This is a genomic window from Variovorax sp. LARHSF232, from assembly GCF_052871435.1.
This window is the reverse complement of record NZ_JBIXJS010000003.1, coordinates 223,586-246,296: the sequence shown is the minus strand read 5'-3', so window position 1 is coordinate 246,296 and position 22,711 is coordinate 223,586. Positions and strand designations below refer to the sequence as shown.

General features: G+C 68.0%; 24 protein-coding genes. 15 read left to right on the top strand and 9 right to left on the bottom strand.

The window, feature by feature from the left end:
* Nucleotides 1-7 precede the first annotated feature (7 nt).
* Genes ACIPRI_RS10010 through ACIPRI_RS09995 form a run of 4 tightly spaced genes read right to left on the bottom strand, consistent with a single transcriptional unit; the run spans nt 8 to nt 3,588 of the window.
* The gene (locus tag ACIPRI_RS10010) at nt 8-1,408 is read right to left on the bottom strand and encodes a glycosyltransferase family 2 protein (RefSeq protein ID WP_446621284.1); all 1,401 of its coding nucleotides are present in this window, start codon (nt 1,406-1,408) and stop codon (nt 8-10) included.
* Nucleotides 1,408-2,394 carry a HEAT repeat domain-containing protein gene (locus ACIPRI_RS10005; protein WP_446621283.1) on the bottom strand — a complete coding sequence of 329 codons (987 nt, stop codon included), beginning with the start codon at nt 2,392-2,394 and terminating at the stop codon, nt 1,408-1,410. Before ACIPRI_RS10005 ends, ACIPRI_RS10010 begins: the two co-directional genes overlap by 1 nt.
* A gap of 43 nt (nt 2,395-2,437) precedes the next feature.
* Nucleotides 2,438-3,196: a YaiO family outer membrane beta-barrel protein gene (locus ACIPRI_RS10000; protein ID WP_446621282.1), complete on the bottom strand. Its 759-nt coding sequence runs from the start codon at nt 3,194-3,196 to the stop codon at nt 2,438-2,440.
* Nucleotides 3,193-3,588, bottom strand: coding sequence for a response regulator transcription factor (locus tag ACIPRI_RS09995; RefSeq protein WP_446621281.1), 396 nt, complete (start codon nt 3,586-3,588; stop codon nt 3,193-3,195). Before ACIPRI_RS09995 ends, ACIPRI_RS10000 begins: the two co-directional genes overlap by 4 nt.
* Nucleotides 3,589-3,838: 250 nt before the next feature.
* Here ACIPRI_RS09995 and ACIPRI_RS09990 point away from each other — a divergent pair, with 250 nt between their 5' ends.
* Nucleotides 3,839-4,588, top strand: a complete 750-nt coding sequence (locus tag ACIPRI_RS09990) for a TerC family protein (RefSeq protein ID WP_446621280.1) — start codon at nt 3,839-3,841, stop codon at nt 4,586-4,588.
* Between the two features lie 11 nt (nt 4,589-4,599).
* Here the strand turns inward: ACIPRI_RS09990 and ACIPRI_RS09985 are convergent, their stop codons facing one another.
* Together ACIPRI_RS09985 and ACIPRI_RS09980 are read right to left on the bottom strand one after the other, a co-directional pair.
* Nucleotides 4,600-5,070: a MaoC family dehydratase gene (locus tag ACIPRI_RS09985; protein WP_446621279.1), complete on the bottom strand. Its 471-nt coding sequence runs from the start codon at nt 5,068-5,070 to the stop codon at nt 4,600-4,602.
* A gap of 60 nt (nt 5,071-5,130) precedes the next feature.
* Nucleotides 5,131-5,751 carry a ParA family protein gene (locus ACIPRI_RS09980; protein WP_446621278.1) on the bottom strand — a complete coding sequence of 207 codons (621 nt, stop codon included), beginning with the start codon at nt 5,749-5,751 and terminating at the stop codon, nt 5,131-5,133.
* A 76-nt stretch (nt 5,752-5,827) separates the two neighbouring features.
* Between ACIPRI_RS09980 and kefF the strand changes: the two genes are divergently transcribed.
* The gene (kefF, locus tag ACIPRI_RS09975) at nt 5,828-6,487 is read left to right on the top strand and encodes a glutathione-regulated potassium-efflux system oxidoreductase KefF (protein ID WP_446621277.1); all 660 of its coding nucleotides are present in this window, start codon (nt 5,828-5,830) and stop codon (nt 6,485-6,487) included.
* A gap of 5 nt (nt 6,488-6,492) precedes the next feature.
* Nucleotides 6,493-8,322 (top strand): glutathione-regulated potassium-efflux system protein KefC, encoded by a 1,830-nt coding sequence (kefC, locus tag ACIPRI_RS09970; protein ID WP_446621276.1) that lies wholly within the window; start codon nt 6,493-6,495, stop codon nt 8,320-8,322.
* 14 nt (nt 8,323-8,336) lie between these two features.
* Here kefC and ACIPRI_RS09965 read toward each other — a convergent pair whose 3' ends face one another.
* A complete protein-coding gene (locus ACIPRI_RS09965) occupies nt 8,337-9,200 on the bottom strand; it encodes an amidohydrolase family protein (protein WP_446621275.1) in 864 nt (287 codons plus the stop codon).
* 106 nt (nt 9,201-9,306) lie between these two features.
* On the opposite strand from ACIPRI_RS09965, the gene ACIPRI_RS09960 reads away from it, so the two are divergent.
* The 11 genes from ACIPRI_RS09960 to ACIPRI_RS09910 all read left to right on the top strand — a co-directional run bounded on the left by ACIPRI_RS09960 (nt 9,307) and on the right by ACIPRI_RS09910 (nt 20,035).
* Nucleotides 9,307-10,080: a crotonase/enoyl-CoA hydratase family protein gene (locus tag ACIPRI_RS09960; RefSeq protein WP_446621274.1), complete on the top strand. Its 774-nt coding sequence runs from the start codon at nt 9,307-9,309 to the stop codon at nt 10,078-10,080.
* 5 nt (nt 10,081-10,085) lie between these two features.
* Entirely contained in the window at nt 10,086-11,957 is a 1,872-nt protein-coding gene (locus ACIPRI_RS09955) for a feruloyl-CoA synthase (protein WP_446621273.1), read from the top strand.
* The gene (locus tag ACIPRI_RS09950; protein ID WP_446621272.1) at nt 11,954-12,352 is read left to right on the top strand and encodes a nuclear transport factor 2 family protein; all 399 of its coding nucleotides are present in this window, start codon (nt 11,954-11,956) and stop codon (nt 12,350-12,352) included. Before ACIPRI_RS09955 ends, ACIPRI_RS09950 begins: the two co-directional genes overlap by 4 nt.
* Before the next feature lie 28 nt (nt 12,353-12,380).
* Nucleotides 12,381-13,145, top strand: coding sequence for an SDR family NAD(P)-dependent oxidoreductase (locus tag ACIPRI_RS09945; RefSeq protein WP_446621271.1), 765 nt, complete (start codon nt 12,381-12,383; stop codon nt 13,143-13,145).
* Nucleotides 13,146-13,176: 31 nt separating this feature from the next.
* Nucleotides 13,177-14,316, top strand: coding sequence for an ABC transporter substrate-binding protein (locus ACIPRI_RS09940; RefSeq protein WP_446621270.1), 1,140 nt, complete (start codon nt 13,177-13,179; stop codon nt 14,314-14,316).
* Nucleotides 14,317-14,446: 130 nt separating this feature from the next.
* On the top strand, nt 14,447-15,487 hold the full coding sequence (locus ACIPRI_RS09935) for a branched-chain amino acid ABC transporter permease (protein WP_446621269.1): 1,041 nt from the start codon (nt 14,447-14,449) through the stop codon (nt 15,485-15,487).
* Nucleotides 15,474-17,303 (top strand): branched-chain amino acid ABC transporter ATP-binding protein/permease, encoded by a 1,830-nt coding sequence (locus ACIPRI_RS09930; protein ID WP_446621268.1) that lies wholly within the window; start codon nt 15,474-15,476, stop codon nt 17,301-17,303. Before ACIPRI_RS09935 ends, ACIPRI_RS09930 begins: the two co-directional genes overlap by 14 nt.
* On the top strand, nt 17,303-18,046 hold the full coding sequence (locus tag ACIPRI_RS09925) for an ABC transporter ATP-binding protein (RefSeq protein WP_446621267.1): 744 nt from the start codon (nt 17,303-17,305) through the stop codon (nt 18,044-18,046). The genes ACIPRI_RS09930 and ACIPRI_RS09925 overlap by 1 nt, the downstream gene beginning before the upstream one ends.
* Nucleotide 18,047: 1 nt before the next feature.
* Complete coding sequence (locus ACIPRI_RS09920) at nt 18,048-18,851, top strand: hypothetical protein (RefSeq protein WP_446621266.1); 804 nt, start codon at nt 18,048-18,050, stop codon at nt 18,849-18,851.
* 18 nt (nt 18,852-18,869) lie between these two features.
* Complete coding sequence (locus tag ACIPRI_RS09915; RefSeq protein WP_446621265.1) at nt 18,870-19,361, top strand: MarR family winged helix-turn-helix transcriptional regulator; 492 nt, start codon at nt 18,870-18,872, stop codon at nt 19,359-19,361.
* A 71-nt stretch (nt 19,362-19,432) separates the two neighbouring features.
* Entirely contained in the window at nt 19,433-20,035 is a 603-nt protein-coding gene (locus ACIPRI_RS09910) for an SOS response-associated peptidase family protein (RefSeq protein WP_446621693.1), read from the top strand.
* 12 nt (nt 20,036-20,047) lie between these two features.
* Here the strand turns inward: ACIPRI_RS09910 and ACIPRI_RS09905 are convergent, their stop codons facing one another.
* Together ACIPRI_RS09905 and ACIPRI_RS09900 are read right to left on the bottom strand one after the other, a co-directional pair.
* Entirely contained in the window at nt 20,048-20,830 is a 783-nt protein-coding gene (locus tag ACIPRI_RS09905; RefSeq protein WP_446621264.1) for an SDR family NAD(P)-dependent oxidoreductase, read from the bottom strand.
* A gap of 35 nt (nt 20,831-20,865) precedes the next feature.
* Complete coding sequence (locus ACIPRI_RS09900) at nt 20,866-21,627, bottom strand: sulfite exporter TauE/SafE family protein (protein WP_446621263.1); 762 nt, start codon at nt 21,625-21,627, stop codon at nt 20,866-20,868.
* 130 nt (nt 21,628-21,757) lie between these two features.
* On the opposite strand from ACIPRI_RS09900, the gene ACIPRI_RS09895 reads away from it, so the two are divergent.
* Nucleotides 21,758-22,711 carry an ornithine cyclodeaminase family protein gene (locus tag ACIPRI_RS09895; RefSeq protein ID WP_446621262.1) on the top strand — a complete coding sequence of 318 codons (954 nt, stop codon included), beginning with the start codon at nt 21,758-21,760 and terminating at the stop codon, nt 22,709-22,711.

Sequence of the window (22,711 nt, the reverse complement as noted above, 5' to 3'; positions counted from 1 at the left end):
CGTCTTCCTAGGGCCCCTGCCACGATCCCCTGCGCTTCATGGCACCCCACTGGCTTTGCCGGCCGCTGGCCCACAGCCACAGCCCCTTGAGCCGCCAAAGGCTGTTGAGCTGGCGATAGCCGAAGTTCTCGACCACCGCGACCAGCGCAAGGACGGCAAGCTGCCGGTACTTCGGATAGAGGTGGAAGGACATCTCCTCGAGCAGCAGGCTCGAGACGGAAAAAAGAATGCCGAGGCCGATGGCGGCCAGCAGAAGGGCGAAGAAAGCGGCCCAGGAGATCAGACCGTAGGCAAAGGCCAGGACCATGAAGAGGTAGCCCCCCACCTCGATCAGCGGCCCCAGCCATTCGAACATCACCATGAAGGGAAAGGCCAGCCAGCCGGGAGGGCCGCCATCCCGGTTGAACATCAGCCCCCAGTGCGCCGCCAGGCTCTCCCCCAAGCCCCGTTGCCAGCGAACCCGTTGATTGCGCAGGCTGGCGTAGTCTTCCGGCACCTCGGTCCAGCACACCGGCTCCGGCACGAACTCCATGCGGTACGGCACGCCCTGCATGCGCAGGTGATGGTGCATCCGCACCACCAGCTCCATGTCTTCGCCGATGGAGCGCGTTCGATAGCCGCCCACGTCCACCACCGTCTCGGTGCGAAACAGGCCGAAGGCGCCGGAGATGACCAGCAGGGCATTGAGTCGAGACCAGCCGAGTCGGCCGAACAGGAAGGCACGCAGATACTCGACCACCTGAAACAGCGCCCAGCCGTTCTTCGGCAAGCCGACGCTCAGGAGATGGCCATCCCGAACCACGCAGCCATTGGCCACCCGCACGGTGCCGCCGCTGGCCACCATGTCCGGATCACGCAAAAAGGGTTTGACGACGCGCTGCAGGCTGTCTCGCGCCAGGATCGAATCGGCATCGACGCCGCAGAACAGCGGGTGGCGCGCCACGTTGATGCCGGCATTCAGCGAGTCCGCCTTGCCACCGTTCTCCTTGTCGATCACGCGCAGGTTCGGATGCACGGTCGATCGATAGACGGCATGCACCGGCTGCGTCGGCAGGCGGCCGGCATGGGATTCAGGGAACGGCGCCAGGGCGAAGGCTTCGCGCAGCACGCGCAGGGTCGCGTCGCGCGAGCCGTCGTTGATCACGATCACCTCGAAATCGGCGTAGGTGAGCTGCAGCATGGACCGCACGGACGCCACGATCGTCGCCTGCTCGTTGAACGCCGGCATGAGCACGCTGATGGAGGGCTCCAGACCCGAATAGGCCTGCGGCAGCTCCTCCAGCAACCGTTCCTGGTTGTTTCGGTAGAGCGAGGCGATCGCAAGCCAGTTGAGCGCGAAGTAGCCCGCATTGAGCAGCACGAAATAGCCCAGCACGAACCAGGTCGCGGCGTCGACGAGGGTCGACATCAAGCGAGACTCCGTTCCGCGATCACATGCGACAGGATGCCTTTCGCCTCGGGACTGGCGGCGGCGCGCAATTCGTCAAGTTCGCCGGGGGCCAGCAGCGGCGAGTCCACCAGCGCCTGCGCAGCCCCGTAGCGCACCCACCAATGCGCGTCCCGCAGCAGCGGCGCCAGCGCGCGAACGTCGTCGGCCTCGCCAAGGCGAGCGACCGCGGCGATGCCTTCGCATCGCACATGCCAGTCGGCGTGACGCAGCAGGCCTCGAATCGCCGGCAGGTGCCTGGGATGGCGCACCAGCCGCAACGCGGCGGCGATCACCTCGGGCGGCTGCTCGGGCCGTATCAACAGATCAAGCTGCTGCGCGGGCAGGTCGGCACGCAAGGCTGCGATCAGCTTGAGCGCGCGCAGCCGGGCCGGATAACCCAGGCGCGGCATCACCTCGGCGATCAGCGTCCGGCAGGCATCGCGAGCGGGCGCGAGGATGCGCGCCAGGCGAGCGATGTCCCAGTCGCGCCGCGACAGGATGAGAGGAAACAGGCTTTCCGCCCCCCCGCGGGCATCGATCTGGATGAGCGCCCGCGCTGCCAACAAGGACAGCACCGTGTCCGCGGCCGCGGCAGCGCCGCGCAAGGCTTGCCAGGCCGAGACCTCGCGCAGATGGCCCAGCGTGAGGATCGCAAGCAGGCGCGCGGCCCGAACTCGGCTGTCGATCATGCGCCGGGCCGCCTCGTCGCATTGCAGGCGGCGCGCCAGTCCGTTGAGGTGCTGGGAAGCCTCGCCGTGCAGCGATTCATGCAGGTAGTTCCACAGCTTGAGGAATGCGAACTGGTCACGTGCCGCCAGGGCAGGCAGGTCCTTGCCGGCGGGCTCCATCGACGCGGCCATCAGGACGGGACGCCAGCGCAGCTCGAAGGCATGGGCACGCCGCAGCGCGTGCGCCCGGCGCCATCGCAGCACCATGATCAGACCCAGCAGCGCCACGGTGAGCATGGCGTCGGTGGCCGCCAAAGCCAGTGCAGCCTGCAGGAAGATGTCAGAACGAGTACTGAACACCGAGCCGACCTCCGGTGCGCGTGTAGAAGGTGCCTTGCTCGACCCGGGTGACGGCGTAGGTCAGCGCCCAGCGCTCGGTCAGGTGGTGGCGCCCCAGGAGGGCGATCGAGCGCACGTCGGCCAGCACCACTTCGTCGGGCGCCACCGACGTCGCCTCGCGGCCGTAGGCCGCAATGACGCCAACCATGTTGCGCTCGCCGTAGTAGTAATTTCCCCGCACTTCAAAGCTCTGTGCGTAGCTGCCGAGCGCGTGCACGGGCTTCCAGGCCACCGACCAGCTGAAGTCGGACACATAGCGCTCGAGCTTCAGGGTGCCTTCGGTGACGTGGTCCTCCGCGTATGTCGCCGACTTCAGCCCTCCATGCAGCAACCAGGCTGGCGCGAACTCGTACTGAAGCGCCGCCGCCAGTGAACTGCGCGCCAGAAAACTGGCACCGGGACTCAGGCTGCCTTCGATGGAGGCGGCCACGCGCTCGGTCAGCGGCCGAAGGTAGAAGGCGGCAGCGCTGACGTCTTCGACACCGAAGCGCTTCACGTCGTGGAGCGACACACCCAGATACTCCCGGGCGTCGAAGCGGTGCGAGATGTCGATGCCCGTGTCCTGCCAGTCGGGCGAATCATTGCTGAGCGACTCGCGTGAGTAGCCCAGATCGAGCGAGGTCGGCAACTTGGCGGTCTGGGCGCCGGCCAGCAAGGGGGTGCTCAGTGCCAGCGCGACGCCCGCAACGACACACCTCACGACGCCGCTTTCGTATGGCGTCGCACGCGGGCCATGAGCTCGTTCGGTGCAAAAGGTTTGTGGATGTAGTCGCTCGCGCCGGCATCGAGCGCCCGCACCGCGTCCTGCTCACGCGTCTTGGCGGTCAGCATGATTACCGGAACGGCGCGCCACGCCGGCGTCGCGCGGATCAGCTCCACCAGTTGAAAGCCATCGACAAAGGGCAGCATCACATCGAGGAGCACGATGTCGACCGGCGGCTGGGTTCGAATGAAGGCATCGGCGCTACGGCCTTCACGTTGCAGCGCGACGCGATAGTGCTCGCGTTCGAGCATGAACTGCAGCAGATAGGCAATGTTCTCGTCGTCCTCGACGACCAACGCCCCGGGGCGCTTCGGCTGGATTGAATTCATCTCAAGGGGGATTCTGCAGTGGGATGCGGCATCCCGATGCGGCGTCGGATTCGAATCCGGCGATCATCTCAAAAAGATCTGCCGGCGAAAATCAAGGTATGTCAAGCATAGGTACTCAAACGACCTCTGTTACAAGCCCCGAAGCCCTCGCCGCGCCGCATACCTGAGCGGACCGGACTGGCCACAAATGGCGCCACAGCTGCAAGATCGTGGACACTGCGCCGCACTTCCACCCGCGCCGGGAGCCCACATGACCGCCATGCTTCTGGATCCGAACGTCTGGATCGCCTTTGCGATGCTGACCGCCCTGGAAATCGTCCTGGGCATCGACAACATCATCTTCATCTCCATTCTGGTGGGGCGCCTTCCGCCGGCGCAGCGCGACAAGGCGCGCCGGCTGGGGCTCGGCTTTGCCATGGCGACGCGCCTGCTTCTGCTGATGTCGCTGAGCTGGGTCATGGGGCTGACGGCGGACCTGTTCACCGTTGTGGGCCAGGGCATCAGCGGGCGCGACCTCGTGCTGCTGCTTGGCGGCCTGTTCCTGCTCTACAAGGCCTCGCGCGAGATCTTTGTCGAGGTGGAGGCGCGCGAAGAAGACGCACCGGAAGCATCGGCTGGCGCAGGCAGCGCCAGGTTCTGGGGCGTGATCGGGCAGATCGGCATGATCGACATCGTGTTCTCGCTCGACTCGGTCATCACCGCCGTCGGCATGGTCGACGAGATCGCGGTGATGGTGGCGGCCGTGGTCGCTTCGGTGGCCGTGATGCTGATGGCAGCCAAGCCGATCGGCGAATTCGTCGTGCGCCACCCCTCGGTCAAGGTGCTGGCGCTGGCCTTCCTGGTGATGGTCGGCATGGCGCTGACGGCCGAGGCCTTCGACCAGCACGTGCCCAAGGGCTACATCTATGCCGCGATGGCGTTCTCGCTGGCGGTGGAAGCGCTGAACATCCGGGCGCGCGCCAAGCGTCAGGCGCTGGCGGCCGCCAGGCGTGCGTCCTGAGCGGCAGCGGCTCAGGGGTAGCGCCGCACCACCGACTCCGCCACGCAGGCCGGCTTGCTCGCCCCTTCCAGCTCGATGGTGGTCTCCCACACCATCTGCAAGCCCTGGTTGTCGATGGCCTCGCTCGACACCAGCTTCATCCGCGCGCGCAGCCGGCTGCCCACCGGCACCGGTGCCATGAAGCGCACCCGGTTCAGTCCGTAGTTCACGCCCATGCGCGACTCGACCACTTCGAGGGCGCTCTCGAAGAACTTGGGCAGCAGCGACAAAGTCAGAAAGCCGTGCGCAATCGGCCCGCCGAAGGGGCCGGCCTTGGCCCGCTCGACGTCCACATGGATCCATTGATGGTCGCCGGTGGCCTCGGCAAACTGGTTCACCTGCTGCTGGGTGATGGTGATCCAGTCGCTCACGGCGACTTCCTGGCCGACGCAGGCGGCCAGATCCTGAAGGGTCTGAAAAGTCTTCTTGGTCATGCGCGGCACTCTAGCCGGGCTGCGTGGGGCGAGCGTGTCGGCCGCGCGACAAACTCGCGCTAACCCTAATCAGGCCTCCAGCCATTGGCAAATCGGCTGCCACTGCGTCAGGTCGCGCGCCACCCGCCCCGGCGCGATGTCGAACAGGGTCAGGCCACGCGCCGCCAGCTGCACGTAGTTCTGGGTGTCGCGCACCTCGCCGATCACCGGCACGCCCAGGCCGGCAACGAACTCATGCAGCCGGTCCGCCGAGAGCGTGCGCGCGTCCACTCGCATGCCGATCAAACCGATCTGCGTCTTCGCGGCACTGCGCTGCTCCTTCAGCCGATCCAGGAAATCGCGCGTGGCGTAGATGTCGAAGATGCTGGGCTGCAGCGGCACGATCACCTTGTCGGCCAGCGCCAGCACGTCCTTGAAGCGCCAGCCGTGCAGGCCGGCCGGCGAATCGAGCACCGCGTGCGTGGTGCCCTTGGGCGGTCGCACCACGCTGCCTTCGCCCACCGCCTCCCAGGTCGAGATCGGCGCCGCGGCCGGCGGCCGCAGGCCCAGCCAGAGACGTGCCGACTGCTGCCGGTCCACGTCGCCCAGCATCACGGCATGGCCGCGGCTGGCGAAGTAGCCGGCGACGTTGGTCGCCAGGGTTGACTTTCCGACACCGCCCTTGGGATTGGCGACCAGGACCACCGGCATGAGAGGCTCCTCGCGTATGTGTGTTGAGAATCCGAGCGAAATGTTACAGGCGACCAGTTGCGCTATGTTCGCGGCCATGCCAAGCCCCGCCAAAGACGACAACGCCGCGCCCCGCATCTACCTGATCGCGGCCCATCCCCACTGGCGCGATTCGCGCATCAACCGCCGGCTGCTGGCAGCGGCGCGCGAGGTGGCGCAGGTGGACGTGAACGATCTCTATTCGAGCTACCCCGACTACGTGATCGACATCGCGGCCGAGCAGCGGCGCCTGGCGCGGGCCGACCTGCTGGTGCTGATGCATCCGATCCAGTGGTATTCGATGCCGCCCCTGCAGAAGCTGTGGCTCGACGAGGTGCTGGCCTACGATTGGGCCTACGGCACGCACGGCACCGCGCTCCAGGGCAAGGACTTCTGGCTGGTGGCCAGCACCGGCGGGCCCGAGGCGAGCTACCACCCGCAAAGCTACAACCGCTATTTCTTCGACGCCTTCCTGCCGCCCTACGAACAGACCGCCGCGCTGTGCGGCATGCGCTTTCTGCCGCCGCTCTTGCTGCACGGCGCGCGCACCAGCAGTGCCGAAGAGGTGTCGGCGCACGTCAACACCTTCTGCGACCGGCTGGCGAGCTACCCCCATTGGCCCGAGATGGACGAGATCGAACCCTGCCCGCGCTGCATCGTGCCGGAGACCGACCGGCCGCATGAAGAAGAAGCCATCGTCGCGAGCGAGAGGGCCTGAGCATCATGGAACACGCACCCGCCTGGCTCACCAACTCGCTCATCTACCTCGGCGCCGCGGTGCTGGTGGTGCCGCTTTCCAAGGCCCTGGGCCTGGGCTCGATCATCGGCTACCTGGCCGCCGGCATCGCCATCGGGCCCTGGGGCCTGGGACTGGTGAGCAACGTGGAAGACATCCTGCACTTCGCCGAGTTCGGCGTGGTGCTGATGCTGTTCCTGGTCGGGCTGGAGCTGGAGCCCAAGCGCCTGTGGAGCCTGCGCCGGCCGATCTTCGGATGGGGTTCGGCGCAGGTGCTGCTGTGCGCCGCGTTGCTGCTGGCCGCGGGCATGGCGGCCGGGCTGTCGTGGCGCGTGTCGCTGGTGGCGGCGCTGGGGCTGGCGCTGTCGTCCACCGCCATCGCGCTGCAGGTCTTCGGCGAGCGCAACCTGATGCGCACCGACAGCGGCCAGGCGGGCTTCTCGATCCTGCTGTTCCAGGACGTGGCGGCCATCCCGATCCTGGCGTTGCTGCCGCTGCTGGCCACCGGCGCCGACGCTGCCGAGGCCACCGGCGGATGGGCCCGCACCCTCGAGGCGCTGAAGATCATCGGCGTGATTGCCGGCATCGTGCTCGGCGGCCGCCTGCTGCTGCGCCCGCTGCTGCGCTGGATCGCGCGCAGCAGAACACCCGAGATCTTCACCGCCGCCTCGCTGCTGCTGGTGGTGGCCATTGCCGCGCTGATGCAGTTGGTGGGCCTGTCGATGGCGCTGGGCGCCTTCCTGGCCGGCGTGCTGCTGGCCGAGAGCGAATACCGGCGCGAGCTGGAAACCGACATCGAGCCTTTCAAGGGCCTCTTGCTGGGCCTGTTCTTCATCGCGGTGGGCATGAGCATCGACTTCGGCGTGCTGCTGGCGAACCCCGGCCGGATGGCGCTGGTGGTGCTGGGCTTCATGGTGGTGAAGTCGATTGCCATCTATGGCTTGTCCAGGCTGATGGGGCTGCCGGTGCAGGAGCGCCCCATCTTCACCCTGCTGCTGGCCCAGGGCGGCGAGTTCGCCTTCGTGGTGTTCCAGGCGGCCGGGCCGAGCGTGCTGCCACGCGAGATGGCGTCTTTCCTGATCGGTGCGGTGGCCTTGTCGATGCTGCTGTCGCCGCTCTTGCTGGTGGCCATCGACAAGTGGGTGATGCCCCACTGGAGCGCCGCCGACACGCGCGCGCTGGAAGAGATTTCCGAGCAGCAGAACGCCAACGTGGTGATCTGCGGATTCGGCCGCTACGGCCAGATCATCGGCCGCATGATGAGCGCCCAGGGCCTGCAGGTGACCGTGCTCGACCATGACCCCGACACGGTCGAGGGCCTGCGCCAGTTCGGCTTTCGGGTGTTCTACGGCGACGCCACGCGGCTGGATCTGCTGCGCACCGCCGGCGCCGCCACCGCCAAGGTGCTGGTGGTGGCGGTGGACGACATCGAGCAGTCGCTGGAGATCGTCGACCTGGCGCGCGAGCACTTCCCGGACACGAAGATCGTAGCCCGCGCGCGCAACCTCAATCACTGGTACCAGCTGCGCGACCGCGACGTGCACCTGGCCGAGCGCGAGGTGTTCGAGTCATCGCTGCGCAGTGCGCGCCAGGTGCTGGAGCTGCTGGGCTGGCCGGCGCACGAGGCGCGCGAGAGCGCCATGCGCTTTCGCCAGCTCAACATCCAGTTCGCGGAGGAATCGCACCCGATGTACAAGGACCGCGCACAACTCATCAGCGCTGCCAAGGCCGGGCGGGCGCAGATGGAAGAGCAGATGGCGAAGGAGCGGGAGGAGCGCAAGAAGCGCGCTCACACGAGCTGGAGCGACGCGTCTTAGGAGCCTGGCCGTCGTCAGGCCAGGCCGAGCAGCCGCACCGCGTTGCCCTTGAGGATGCCGGGCATCACCTCCGGCTTGAAGCCGGCCTCTTCGAAATCCTTCATCCAGCGGTCCGGCGTGATGAGGGGGTAGTCGCTGCCGAACAGGATGCGGTCCTTCAGCAAGGTGTTGGCGTACTGCACCAGCTGCTTGGGAAAATACTTGGGACTCCAGCCTGACAGATCGATCCAGACGTTGGGCTTGTGGGTGGCCACCGACAGCGCTTCATCCTGCCAGGGGAAGCTGGGGTGGGCCATGATGATCTGCATGTCGGGAAAGTCGATCGCCACGTCGTCCAGGTGCATCGGGTTGCTGTATTCCAGCCGCAGCCCGCCGCCGCAGCGCATGCCCGAACCGATGCCGCTGTGGCCGGTGTGGAACACGGCCGGCAGCTTGTGTTCCGCAATCACTTCATAGAGCGGCCAGGCCATCCGGTCGTAGGGGTGATAGGCCTGCACCGTCGGGTGGAACTTGAAGCCCTTGACGCCGTGCTGCTCGATCAGCCGCCGCGCCTCGCGCGCGCCCATCTTTCCCTTGTGCGGATCGATGCTGGCAAAGGCAATCATCACGTCCGGATTCTTCTGCGCCGCCTCGGCGATCTCCTCGTTGGGAATGCGGCGGCGGCCCATGTTCGCCTCGGCGTCGACGCCGAACATCACGAAGCCGATCTTGCGTTCACGGTAGTAGTCGATGCTTTCCTGGATCGTCGGACGCCGGCTCGATCGGAAGTACTTGTCGGCCGCGCGGTCGTACTCTTCGCCGTAGTTGTCGAAAGGATTCCAGCAGCTCACTTCGGCGTGCGTGTGGGTGTCGATGGCGATCAGGTTCGCGATGTCCATGGTGGCGTCTCCGGCTTTCGGGTAAGTACTAGGCCCAAGTGGCTGTTCTGTTCTTGAAATGGTTATTTTTCATAACCATAATCGATTCATACCGCGGATGCAAACCATGACCTACCCCGACCTTCACATTGAACTGGTGGACGAAATCGCCGTCGTTCGCCTGATGCGCGCAGCCAAGCGCAACGCCTTGTCCGACGGACTCATTCTGGCCCTGCGCGATGTCTTCGAAAAGCTGCCCGCCACGGTGCGCGCCGCCGTCATCGACGGCGACGGGCCGCACTTCTGCGCCGGCCTCGACCTGTCCGAACTGAAGGAGCGCGACGCCGCCCAGGGCATGCACCACTCGCGCATGTGGCATGCGGCGCTGGACCGCATCCAGCACGGCCCGGTGCCGGTCATCGCTGCGCTGCACGGCGCGGTGGTGGGCGGCGGGCTGGAACTGGCCAGCGCCTGCCACATCCGCGTGGCCGACACGTCGACCTTCTATGCCCTGCCCGAAGGCTCGCGCGGCATCTTCGTTGGCGGTGGCGGCTCGGTGCGCATCCCCAAGCTGATCGGCGTGGCGCGCATGACCGACATGATGCTCACAGGCCGCGTCTACGGCGCCGAGGACGGCGAGCGCGCCGGCTTCGCCCAGTACCTGGTGCCCGAGGGCACCACCTTCGACAAGGCGATGGAGCTGGCGCGCCGCGTTGCCGAGAACGCGCCACTCACCAACTACGCGCTGATGCACGCGCTGCCGCGCATCGCCGAGCAGCCGGCCGACCACGGCTTCTTCACCGAATCGCTGATCTGCGCCATTGCCCAGGCCGCGCCCGAGGCCAAGGGCCGGCTGCGCGACTTCCTCGAAGGCCGTGCGGCGAAGGTGAGCAAGGAGTGAACGCTGTGACTGGTGCGCGTTATCGCCCATTGAAGTTTGGCGTCACACGGGGCGTGCTGCGCGAAGGCGCGCCCGGCGTGCGCTACCTGGAGGCTGAAACGCCGCTCGAACCCTACTGCGAGCGCATCACCGAGCGCCTGCTGCACTGGGCCGAGGCCGCGCCCCAGCGCACCTTCATCGCGCGCCGCCAGCGCATGCCGGACGGCAGCACCGGCGACTGGATCCGCATCAGCTACGCGCAGGCACTCGAGCAGGCGCGCCGCATCGGCCAGGGCCTGCTCGACCGCGGCCTCGGCGCCGAGCGGCCGGTTGCCATCCTGTCGGAGAACGGCCTCGAGCATGCGCTGATGGTGCTGGGCTGCCTGTATGCCGGCGTGCCGCATTGCTCCGTCTCGCCGCCCTACTCCATCGTCAGCCAGGACTACGAGAAGCTGCGCCACGTGCTGGCCACGCTGACGCCCGGCCTGGTCTTTGCCGGCGACGAGGCACGCTACGGCCGCGCCATCCGCGAGGCCGTGCCGCAGCAATGCGAAGTGATGCTGGTGGACGGCCACGTCGAAGGCCGCAAGAACTGCAGCAGCTTCGCGCAACTGCTGGCCACGCAGGCCACGCCCGCGGTGGACGCCGCCATGCGCGCCACCGGGCCGGACACCATCACCAAGTTTCTCTTCACCTCGGGCTCGACCAAGCTGCCCAAGGCGGTGATCAACACGCACCGCATGTGGTGCGCCAACCAGCAGCAGCTGCGCCAGTCGATTCCGGTGCTGATGGACGAGCCCCCGGTGCTGGTCGACTGGCTGCCCTGGAACCATACCTTCGGCGGCAACCACAACGTGGGGCTCGTGCTCAACAACGGCGGCACGCTCTACATCGACGACGGCAAGCCGACCCCGGCCGGCATCGCCGAGACCTTGCGCAACCTGCGCGAGATCGCGCCCACCATCTACTTCAACGTGCCGACCGGCTTCGAGGCCATCGCCCACGCCATGCAGACCGATGCGCAGCTGCGCAAGACGCTGCTGTCGCGCGTGAGGATGTTCTTCTATGCCGGCGCCGCCCTGCCGCAGCCGGTGTGGGACAGCCTGCACCGCACGCAGGAAGCCGAGATCGGCGAGCGCATCGTGATGGGCACCGGCCTGGGCATGACCGAATCGGGCCCCTTCGCGCTGTACATCACCGGCCCCGACGTCAGCTCCGGCGACCTCGGCCTGCCGACGCCCGGCTTGTCGCTCAAGCTGGTCGACACGGGCGGCAAGACCGAGGTGCGCTACTGCGGCCCCAATGTCACGCCCGGCTACTGGCGGGCGCCCGAAGCCACGGCCGAGGCCTTCGACGAGGAAGGTTACTTTTGCACCGGCGACGCGGTGACCTGGATCGACCCGTCCAACATCCACCGCGGCCTGCGCTTCGACGGCCGCATCGCGGAAGACTTCAAGCTCGCCACCGGCACCTTCGTCAGCGTGGGCCCGCTGCGCGCCAAGATCATTGCGGCCGGCGCGCCCTACGTGCAGGACGCCGTGCTCACCGGCCTGAACATGAAGGAGGTGGGCGCGCTGCTCTTTCCGACGCAGAAGGTGCGCGAACTGGCCGGCCTGCCGGCCGACGCACCGATGCGCCAGGTGCTGGAAAGCGCGCCGGTGCAGGCGCATTTCCAGGGCGTGGTCGACCGCCTGGCCGCCAGCGCCACCGGCAGCGCCAGCCGCGTCGCCCGCGCCCACCTGATGGCCGAGCCGCCCTCCATCGACAAGGGCGAGGTCACCGACAAGGGCTCGATCAACCAGCGCTCCGTGCTGCAGCACCGCGCGGCGCTGGTCGAGGCGCTGCATGCCGGCGCACTGCCTTTCACCATCGTTCCGCGCAAGGAGCAGCAACCATGAGCCGGGCCCATACCGACACCATCCGCCGCTACCTGAAGTGCCTGCATGCGACCGATGTGCCGGGGCTGGTGGACTGCTTCGAGCCCGAGGGCGTCGTTCATTCGCCCTTCCTGGGCACCATGAAGGCGCGCGACTTCTTCCCCAAGCTGGCCGGCGCCTCCACGCAGAGCGTGATCACACCCATCGACCTGTTCGAGAGCGTAAAAGCCGATGGCGCCGTGCACCGCGTGGCGGCCTACTTTCGCTACGACTGGACCTTGAAGGACGGCAAGGTCGTCACCTTCACCTGCGTCGACGTGTTCGAGTTTCAAGGCGGCAGCGAACGCATCGCCAGCATGAGCATCGTCTACGACACCCATCCTCTGCGCGAGGAAGTGGGCGACAAGTACGCCTGACACAACCCCATACCCAAGGAGACAGAGCATGAAGATCGACGGACAAGCCGCCCTCGTGACCGGCGGCGCATCGGGCCTGGGCGAAGCCACCGCCCGCGAACTGGCCCGACTGGGTGCCAAGGTGGCGGTGCTCGACCGAAATGGCGAGCTGGCGCAGAAGGTGGCCAGCGAGATCGGCGGCGTGGCCTGCGCCTGCGACATCACCGACACCGCCAGCGTGACGGCGGCGCTCGAGAAGGCGGCGGCCGCGCACGGCCCGGCACGCATCCTGATGAACGTCGCCGGCATCGGCACGGCCAAGCGCGTGGTCGGCAAGGACGGCAATCCGGCGCCGCTGGAAGACTTCCAGCGCGTGGTCAACGTCAACCTGGTGGGCGCCTACAACGTCACGCGCCTGTTCGCCGCCACTTGCGCCAAGCTGGAACCCAACGAAGGCGGCGAACGCGGCGTGATCCTGTTCACCGCCTCCGTCGCGGCCTTCGACGGCCAGGTCGGCCAGCAGGCCTACAGCGCCTCCAAGAGCGGGTTGGTGGGCATGACCTTGCCGATGGCGCGCGACTTGGCGCAGCACGGCATCCGCGTCTGCACCATTGCGCCGGGCCTCTTTGCCACGCCGCTCCTGATGGAGCTGCCGGAAGCCGTGCAGCAGTCGCTGGCCGCCTCCATTCCCTTCCCGCCGCGCCTGGGCAAGCCCTCGGAATTTGCCGAGCTGGCCTGCCACGTCGTGACCAACGGGCACCTCAATGGCGAAGTCATTCGCCTCGATGGCGCGCTGCGCATGGCGCCGCGCTGACCCCTTTCAACAACGACCGAGGAGACAAGCCATGAAATTCAAGAAGACGATGCTCGCCAGCCTGTTCGCGTTCGCGCTGCTGGGCACCAGCGCCCATGCCGACATCACCGTCGGCGTGGTGCAGCCCCTCACCGGCCCGGCCTCCGGCCTGGGCATCCCGGTGAAGAACGCGATCCAGACCTGGCCCAAGACGGTGGCCGGCCAGAACATCAAGCTGGTGATCCTGGACGACGCCAGCGATCCGACGGCCGGCGTCAAGGCAGCGCAGCGCCTGGTGACCGAAGACAAGGTGGACCTGATCATCGGCTCGTCCGCCACCCCGGTCGCGATCCCGATGGCCGACGTCACGGCCGAGGCCGCCACGCCGCAGCTGGCCACCTCGCCGGCCGGCCTGCCGCCCGGCAAGGACAAGTGGCTGTTCCGCCTGCCGCAATCGAACGGCGTGATGGCCTACGCGGTCGTCGAGCACATGAAGAAGCAAGGCGTGAAGACCATCGGCTTCCTGGGCTACACCGACGCCTACGGCGAGCTGTGGCTGAAGGCCATCACCGAGGAGGCCACCAAGGCCGGCATCAAGGTGGTGGGCACCGAGCGCTTCGCCCGCGCCGACACCAGCGTGACGGCGCAGGCGCTCAAGCTCAGCGGCGCCAACCCGGACGCGATCCTGATCGTGGCCTCGGGCAGCGGCGCCGGCATGCCGCAAAAGGCCATCGTCGAGCGCGGCTACAAGGGCAAGATCTACCAGACGCACGCCGCCGCCACGCCGGACCTGATGCGCACCGCCGGCAAGGACGCCGAAGGCACCTTCGTCGTCTCCGGCCCGGCCATGCACGGCGCCCAGCTGCCCGAGAACAATCCGTCGAAGAAGGCGGCGCTGGCCTTCGTCGAGCAGTACGAAAAGGCCTATGGCGCGGGCACGCGCAACCAGTTCGCCGGCCACGGCACCGATGCCTACATCGTGCTGGAAAAGGCGGTGCCGATCGCGCTGAAGAAGGGCCAGCCCGGCACGCCCGAGTTCCGCGCCGCGCTGCGCGACGCCTTCGAGACCATGGGCCGCACGGTGCTGGCGCACGGCGTGCTCAACTGGACCGCGCAAGACCACTGGGGCTACACCAACGAGACCGGTGTGATGCTGCAAGTGGTGAACGGCCAGTTCAAGGTGATTCCATGACTCGCCCCCAGGCTTCGCGCACTTCGTGTCGCTCCGCCAACCCCCGACCGGGGGCACCACCAGCGGCCCGGCAAAGCCGGTTCCGCGGTGGTTCACCTAGGTACCACGCCCATTTCAAAGGCCGCTGAAAATGGACTTCTCCATCGCCAGCATCCTGTTGCTGGACGGCCTCACCAACGGCGCGATCTATGCCCTGCTGGGCATGTGCATCGTGCTGGTCTTCACGGTGACCCGTGTCATCTTCATCCCGCAGGGGGAGTTCGTGGCCTACGGCGCGCTCACGCTCGCCATCTTCCAGACCGGGCAGGTGCCGGGCACGGTGTGGCTGCTGCTGATCCTGGCAGCGGCCGCCGCCCTGATGGAACTGGCCAGCGAGTGGCGGCACCGCGGCCGCGCCGCGCCGGCTTTCGTGGCGGCGCTGCGCACCTTCGTGCCGGCCGCCGTCGTGGCCGGCATCTCGGCATGGGCCGCGCCGCGCGGCTTTCCACTGCTGGTGCAGGCGCTGCTCACGGTGTGCATCGTCACCGCCTTCGGGCCGCTGGTGTACCGCGTGGCCTACCAGTCGCTGGCCGGCGCCAGCACGCTGGTGCTCTTGATCGTCTCGGTCGGCGTGCATTTCGCGATGACCGGCCTGGGCCTCCTTTTCTTCGGCGCCGAGGGCTTTCGCAATCCCTCCTTCTGGGACATGCGCATGCCGCTGGGGCCGCTCAACGTCAGCGGCCAGGCCCTGGTGATCTTCGGCGTGTCGGCTGCGCTCATCGTGGTGCTGTGGCTCTTCTTCGAGCGCAGCCTGTACGGCAAGGCACTGCGCGCCACCGCGGTGAACCGGCTGGGCGCGCGGCTGATGGGCATCTCGACCCAGGGCGCCGGCCGCCTGAGCTTTGCGCTGGCGGCATTCCTCGGCGCGCTCTCGGGCCTGCTCATCGGGCCGACCACCACCGTCTTCTATGACTCAGGCTTCCTGATCGGCCTCAAGGGCTTCGTGGCCGGCGTGATCGGCGGCCTGGCCAGCTACCCGGGCGCGCTGATCGGTGCGCTGTCGGTGGGTGTGATCGAGGCCTTCGGCTCCTTCTGGGCCAGCGCCTTCAAGGAAGTGATCGTCTTCACCATCATCCTGCCGGTGCTGCTGTGGCGCTCGCTGGCATCGGGCCACTCAGATGAGGAACATTGAAGTGAGCGCTATCGTTTCAACCGCTGCCACCGTGCAGGCGGCCAAGGGAAGCGCCTTGCGCCAGTGGGGCCCGCTGGCCCTCATCGCGGTGCTGATCGCATTGCCTTTGCTGCCGCTGCCCGACTTCTGGATCATCCAGCTCAACTACATCGGCCTGTACGCGCTGCCGGTGCTGGGCCTGGTGCTGCTCACCGGCGTGGCCGGGCTCACCTCCTTCGGGCAGGCGGCCTTCGTGGGCATCGGCGCCTACACCACCGCCTACCTCACGGTGAACACCGGGCTCTCGCCCTGGATCACGCTCTTCATCGGCCTGGCGCTCACCGGCGTCAGCGCGGCCGTGATCGGCGCCATCACCCTGCGCATGTCGGGCCACTACCTGCCGCTGGCCACCATTGCCTGGGCGCTGTCGCTGTACTACCTGATGGGCAACCTCGACGCGCTGGGCAAGTACGACGGCATCCTGGGCGTGAAGGGCTTGTCGATCTTCGGCCTGGAGGTCGGGCAGCGCCGGGTGTTCTACGCCCTGGTCTGGGCCTTCGTGCTGGCCGCCTCCTTCGCGCTCCTGCGGCTGCTCGATTCGCGCAGCGGGCGTGCCATCCGCGCCCTGGCGCGCGGCTCGCAGATGGCCGAGGCGATGGGCATCGACACCCTGCGCCACAAGGTTGGCATCTTCGTGCTGGCGGCCATGCTGGCCTCGGTCTCGGGCTGGCTGTTCGCGCATTTCCAGCGCACGGTGAACCCCTCGCCCTTCGGCATCAAGATGGGCATCGAGTACCTGTTCATGGTCGTGCTCGGCGGCGCAGCGCACGTGTGGGGCGCCATCGCCGGCTCGGGAATCGTCAAGCTGCTGGAAGACCAGCTGCAGGTGCTCCTGCCCAAGCTGATCGGCACCGCCGGCAGCTACGAGGTGATCGTGTTCGGCATCCTGATCGTGCTGGTGCTCAAGTACCTGCCGGACGGCCTGTGGGCTTTCATCGACCGGCGCCTGCCGCGTGCGCCACGGGTGGTCGACTGGCAAGATGCCGCGCCACTGCCGGCGCGGCCCAAGCCGGCCGCCGGCGAGCTGGTGCTCGACGTGAAGGCCGTGCGCAAGACCTTCGGCGGCCTGGTGGCGGTGAACGACATCAGCTTCCAGACCCGGGCCGGCCAGATCGTCGGCCTGATCGGCCCCAATGGCGCCGGCAAGTCCACCACCTTCAACCTGATCACCGGCGTGCTGCGCCTGTCGGGCGGCGAGGTGTGCTTTCGCGGCAAGCGGGTCGACGGCCTGCCGTCGCGCCGCATCGCGCGCGAGGGCATGTCGCGCACCTTTCAGCACGTGAAGCTGGTGCCCGAGATGACGGTGCTGGAAAACGTCGCGCTGGGCGCGCACCTGCGTGGCCAGCGTGGCCCGCTGGCGGCCATGGCGCGCATGGACCGCAACGAGGAAAGGCAGCTGTTCCGCGAAGCCGAACGCCAGCTGCAGCGCGTCGGCATGGGCGAGCTGCTGCACGAGCAGGCCGGCAACCTGGCGATGGGCCAGCAGCGCCTGCTGGAAATCGCGCGGGCGCTGTGCGCCGACCCGGCCCTGTTGCTGCTGGACGAACCCGCCGCCGGCCTTCGCCACAAGGAAAAGCAGGCCCTGGCCGACGTGCTGCGCAGCCTGCGCGTCGAAGGCATGAGCATCCTCCTGGTGGAACACGACATGAGCCTGGTGATGGACGTGTGCGAGCACATCGTGGTGATGGAGTTCGGCACGCACCTGATGGAAGGCACGCCGACCGAAGTTCAGCAGAGCGACAAGGTACGGGCCGCGTACCTGGGAACGGAACACTGATGACAAGCCTCCTACTTCGCGTCCAGGACCTGCATGCCGGCTACGGCCGCGCCGAGGTGCTGCACGGCATCGCGCTGGACGCGCCCGAAGGCAGCGTGATCACCGTGATCGGCCCCAACGGCGCCGGCAAGTCCACCCTGCTCAACGCATTGATGGGCGTGCTGCCATCGCGCGGCGCCATCGAATTCCAAGGCCAGCCGATCGGCGCGCTGACGCTGGAAGAACGGGTGATGCTGGGCATCGCCCTGGTGCCCGAGAAGCGCGAGCTGTTCGGCACGATGCCGGTGGAAGACAACCTGGTGCTCGGCGCCTTCCGCCAGGTTCGCCTGCGCAATGCGCGCTGGCGCGACGAACTGGAGACGGTGTATGCGCTGTTCCCGCGCCTGAAGGAGCGCCGCACGCAATTGGCCGGCACGCTGTCGGGCGGCGAGCGCCAGATGCTGGCGGTGGGCCGCGCACTGATGTCGCGGCCCAAGCTTCTGATGCTGGACGAGCCCAGCCTGGGCCTGGCACCGCTGGTGGTGCAGGAGATCTTCCGCACGGTGAGCGCGCTGCGCGCCACCGGCGTCACCATCCTGCTGGTCGAGCAGAACGCGCGCGCCGCGCTGGAAGTGGCCGACCACGGCTACGTGCTGGAGATGGGCGGCGTCAGCCTGCAAGGCCCGGCCAAGGCGCTGGCCGGCGACGCCCGCGTGATCGACACCTACCTGGGCGCCGCGCGCTCGACAACGGCAGCGGCCTGACATGGACTACGCGCGTCCCGAAGACCTCCGCTTCCTGCAGCAGGAGGTGCTGCAGCTCCCAAGCGCACTGCGCGCACTGCCGGCCTTTTCGGAAGTCGGCGATGCGCTGATGACGCAGGGGCTCGAGGAAGCCGGCAAGTTCGCCGAAGCAATCGCGCCGCTGAATCGTGATGACGACGAGACCGGCCGGCGCTTCGCGATGCATCGCATCCGGGACACCCGACGCGCCTGGATCGACGGCGCACACCTGCTGATCTACCGCACGGCGCAGCAGCTCGACGTCGCCCGGCATGCACAGGACGCAGCGCAGCGCAAGAAAGCCGAGCGCTGGTGCAGCTTCATGACCCCGGTGCTGAAAGCCGTCCGCACGCCGCAGGCCTTCCAGGGCGGCAGCGAGGGCGATAGCGAGATCCAGGCGATCGACCTGCTGGTGCGCAAGGTGCTGCCCGATGCCGGCGCCGCCTTTGCCGCCTGCCTGCTGGAACTGCGCGACGAGCTGGATGCTGCCCGCGAGCACGAGGCCGAGGCGCAGCGCCGCATGGCGCAGCTGCGCTACCTGGGCACCTCGATCGCGCTGGCGGCCAAGGCCGATCCGCAACTGCCTTACGAGGTGGCCGACGACTACCTGCGGGTGGCCATGCTGACCGTGCTCGGTTGGGCCTGGGCCCGCATCGAGCGCGCCGCACCGGCGGGCGATGCGCGCTGGGCGGCGCCGGCGCAGGCCTTCCGGCGCTTCGTGTTGCCGGAGTTCGAGATGCGCCTGGGCATGGTCAAGCGTGCTTGCGACAGTGCGGCAGCGCGTTAAGGCGTTAGGCTGACGGCCATGACGCGCGAATTCAAGCCGATTGCAAAGAGCGACCGGGCCGGCCCCGCCACCGGGCGTGCCGGCGAGCGGCTGGACAACGGCTTCCTGGAAACCCTGGTGGGCTACAACGCCCGGCGTGCCTGGTCGCAGATCAGCGCCGTGTTCTCCGAACGCATGGCGCCCTATGGCCTCAAGCAGGTGGATTTCTCGGTGCTCTCGCTCTTGGCGCACAACCCCGGCGCCACCTCGCGCCAGCTGTGCGCCACCCTGGACATCCTGCCGCCCAACCTGGTGAACCTGATCGCCGCGCTGGACAGCCGCGGCCTGATCGAACGCCGCCCGCACCCGCGCGACGGCCGCGCCGTCGGCCTGTACCTGACGCCGGCCGGCGAGAAGCTGACGCGGGAGGCCGAGCAGGCGGTGGTGGAACTGGAGCTGGAGGCCAGCGCCCGGCTGAGCGCCCGCGACCGCGAGACGCTGATCCGCCTCTTGCAGAAACTGTATCTTTAGCGCTACTGCAACCGGTTCCAAGCCGCCAGCCCGACATACAGCGCGTAGGAGCGCGCCGTATAGTGGCTTCCATGATTCATCACTACCAGAGCGCAAGGGAGCCAGACCCCTATGCAGCGCGCTTTGGTATTGCCTTCCAGCCGGGGCCACAGTTGGAAGTGCGGCCCGGCCAACCGGGCGTCTTCGTGCGCCGTCCGCGCGCCGATCAGCTGGGCAACCTCCAATCCCCCTGCGACTTCGAGGCGGTCACCGGCCGCTGGGGCCTGATTCCGCTGTTCTCCAAAGACGGTGAAGACCCGCTGTTCGAAGCACCGGCAGAAAGCGCCGCCGGCGAGCGCAACTACCTTCAGCCATGGAAGCGCGGCCATCGTTGCGTGGTGCTGGCCGATGTGCTGTTCGAGCAAGGCGAGGGCGCAAGCACGCAGCGGCTCTCACGCGCCGACGGCAAGGTGCTGGCCATTGCCGGCTTGTGGAACGCCTGGCGCTCGCCGCAAGGCCAATGCGTCGAGAGCTTTGCCATCTTCACGGTGAGCGCCGAAAACGGGCAGCGCCATGCGGCCCTGTTGCACGACGCCTGGCTCGAGGATTGGCTGGCCTGCCCGGTGGAGGAAACCGCCGCCTACCTGCGGCCCTATGTGCCGGCGTCGGATCTGCTCAGGCGCGAAGTCGCCTGAAGTCCGTGTGGCCTAGGCGTCGCGCACGTCGGCCACTGGCTGGCTGCCGAAATCGGCCCGGTCCAGATAGGCCAGCACCCGCGCAGCCGCGGCGGCCGGTGTTGCCAGCATCCCTTCGGACTGCATGCGGGTGAAGCGCTCGCGGTCTGGAAACTTGGCCGGATCGCCGCCGCGCAGTTCGATCTGCATGTCGGTGTCGATCACGCCCGGGGCCAGCGAGACCACGCGTGCGCCATGGGCCAACGGCGCCTCTTCCAATGCCAGCGCACGGGAAAAATGGTCCATGCCGGCCTTGGCCGCGCAGTACGGCGCCTGGCTGGCCATGGCGTTTCGGCCCAGGCCCGAGGAGATATTGAGCACCTTGCGCCGCGTCGGCTGCCAGCCCTGGGTGGCTTTCAGAAAAGCGCTGGCCAGCAGCATCGGCGCCTCCAGGCCGACGCGCAGGGCGCGCGCCAGGTCGGCCGCGTCGGCGTCCGACAGCGGCGCCGGCCGCGCGATCACGCCGGCGTTGTTGATCAGGGTGGCGCTGGCGTAGCGGCCCGGGTCCACCGCCTGCAGCCAGCCCGACAGGCGCGCGGCCGCGCTCGACGCATCGCCCAGGTCGTGCTCCCATTGCGATAGCGTGCTGCCTGCGCCGGCGGGCGACGCCGCCAGTTCGGCCGAGCTGTTGCGCGAGATGCAGATCAGCGCATGTCCCGGCCGCGCCAGCAATTGCTCGGCCATGGCACGGCCCATGCCGCGCGAGGCGCCGGTGAGGATGACGAGGTGCTGCTGCGGTGTTGCGTTGTGGGTCATGGCGTGGACGTTGTGGGTCGGGGATGAAATGAAGATCAGGCCGCGATGAAGCCGTCCCACACCAGCTTCAGGCCGGTCAGGAGCATGCCCAGGTAGATGAAGCGGTAGAAGGTCTTGGCATCGATGCGCCGGGCGATGCGCACGCCCAGCCAGACGCCCAGCGGCGCCAGCGGCATCAGCACCAGCGAGGTGGCCATGTTGCGCCAGTCGAGCAGGCCCAGCCAGGCATAGGGAATCCATTTGCTGAGATTCACCACGAAGAAGAAGTAGGCCACGGTGGCGGTGAAGGCCAGCGGTGTCAGGCGCAGCGGGATCAGGTAGGCATTGAGCGGCGGTCCGCCGGCATGCGAGATGAAGCTGGTGAAACCCGAGGTCACGGTGAGCAGCGCGCCCAGCTCGCGCCGCGGCATCGGGTCGTCCGGCTTGGGCGGAAAGGCCAGTCGCTGCGCCAGGAAGACGAGCGTGAACACACCGACGATGCCGGCCACCGTCGGCCCCGACAGCACCTTGAACAGCAAGGTGCCGGCCAGCGTGCCCAACAGGCCGAAGGGAACGAGGAACTTCAGCAGGCGCAGGTCCACGTCGCGCCGGAAGGCGGCCAGCCCCAGCAGATCCATCACCAGCAAAAGCGGCATCAGGATGGCGGCAGCATCGGGCACCGACACGGCCAGCGCCATCAGGGGCACCGCCAGCGAACCGAAGCCGGCGCCGAAGCCGCTCTTGCTGATGCCCAGCAACAGGACGGCAGGCACCGCGACCATGTAGAAGTGCGGACTGGTGATGAGAGGGAGCGTCAAGAAAGAAGACCGGGCGCTGGCTGGACGAAGCCGCCATTGTGGCGGCGCGCCACAATTCCTGCCGATGGCGGCGCGCCACAATTCCTGCCGGCAGCCGCACGCAGCAAGAACACCTTCCCCGATCACCATCATGCAGATCTTCGATGCCGCCGCCACGCGCGCGCCCCTCGCTTTCGAGCGCCTGGTGCCGGCCTTGCACGCCGCCTTTGCGGCCACCGACATCACGGTGCCGCCGCGCCACGTGCACCAACTGCGCGCCGGCACCGACCAGGGCACGGTGCTGATCATGCCGGCCTGGAGCGAGGCGGGCTTCCTGGGCATCAAGACGGTGAACATCTTTGCCGGCAACGGGGCGCGCGGGCTGCCGGGCCTGCACGCCAGCTACCTGCTGTACGACGCCCACACCGGCGTGCCGCTGGCGCTGATGGACGGCGACGAGATCACGGCGCGCCGCACCGCCGCGGCCTCCGCCCTCGGCGCCTCCTTCCTGGCCCGCGAGGATGCGCGGCGCCTGCTGGTGCTGGGCACCGGCCGGGTGGCGCGCCTGCTGCCGGCCGCACTGAAGAGCGTGCGGCCCGGCATCGAGCAGGTGACGGTGTGGAACCACCGGGCCGAGAGCGCGAAGGGGCTGGCGCAAGAATGGCGCGCGCAGGGCCTGGACGCGCTGGCCACAGCGGATCTCGAGGCCGCGGTGCGCAGCGCCGACATCGTGAGCTGCGCCACGCTGGCCACCGCAGCGCTGGTGCAGGGGTCATGGCTGGCGTCCGGCTCGCACCTGGACCTGGTGGGCAGCTTCTCGCCACAGATGCGCGAAGCCGACCCGGCCTGCTTTGCGAACGGCGCGCGCACCTTCGTCGACACCGACGAGGCGCTGAAGAAGGCCGGCGACCTGCTGGACGCCATCGCTGCCGGCACCCTGCGCGAAGGCGACGTGCAGGCCACGCTGGCGCAGTTGTGCCGCGGCGAGCGGCGCGGTCGCATCCACGCGAGCGAGCACACCGTCTTCAAGGCCGTCGGCAACGCGCTGGAAGACCTGGCTGCTGCTACCCTGGTGTGGCAGGCCGCGTCCGCGGCGCCGGCCTGA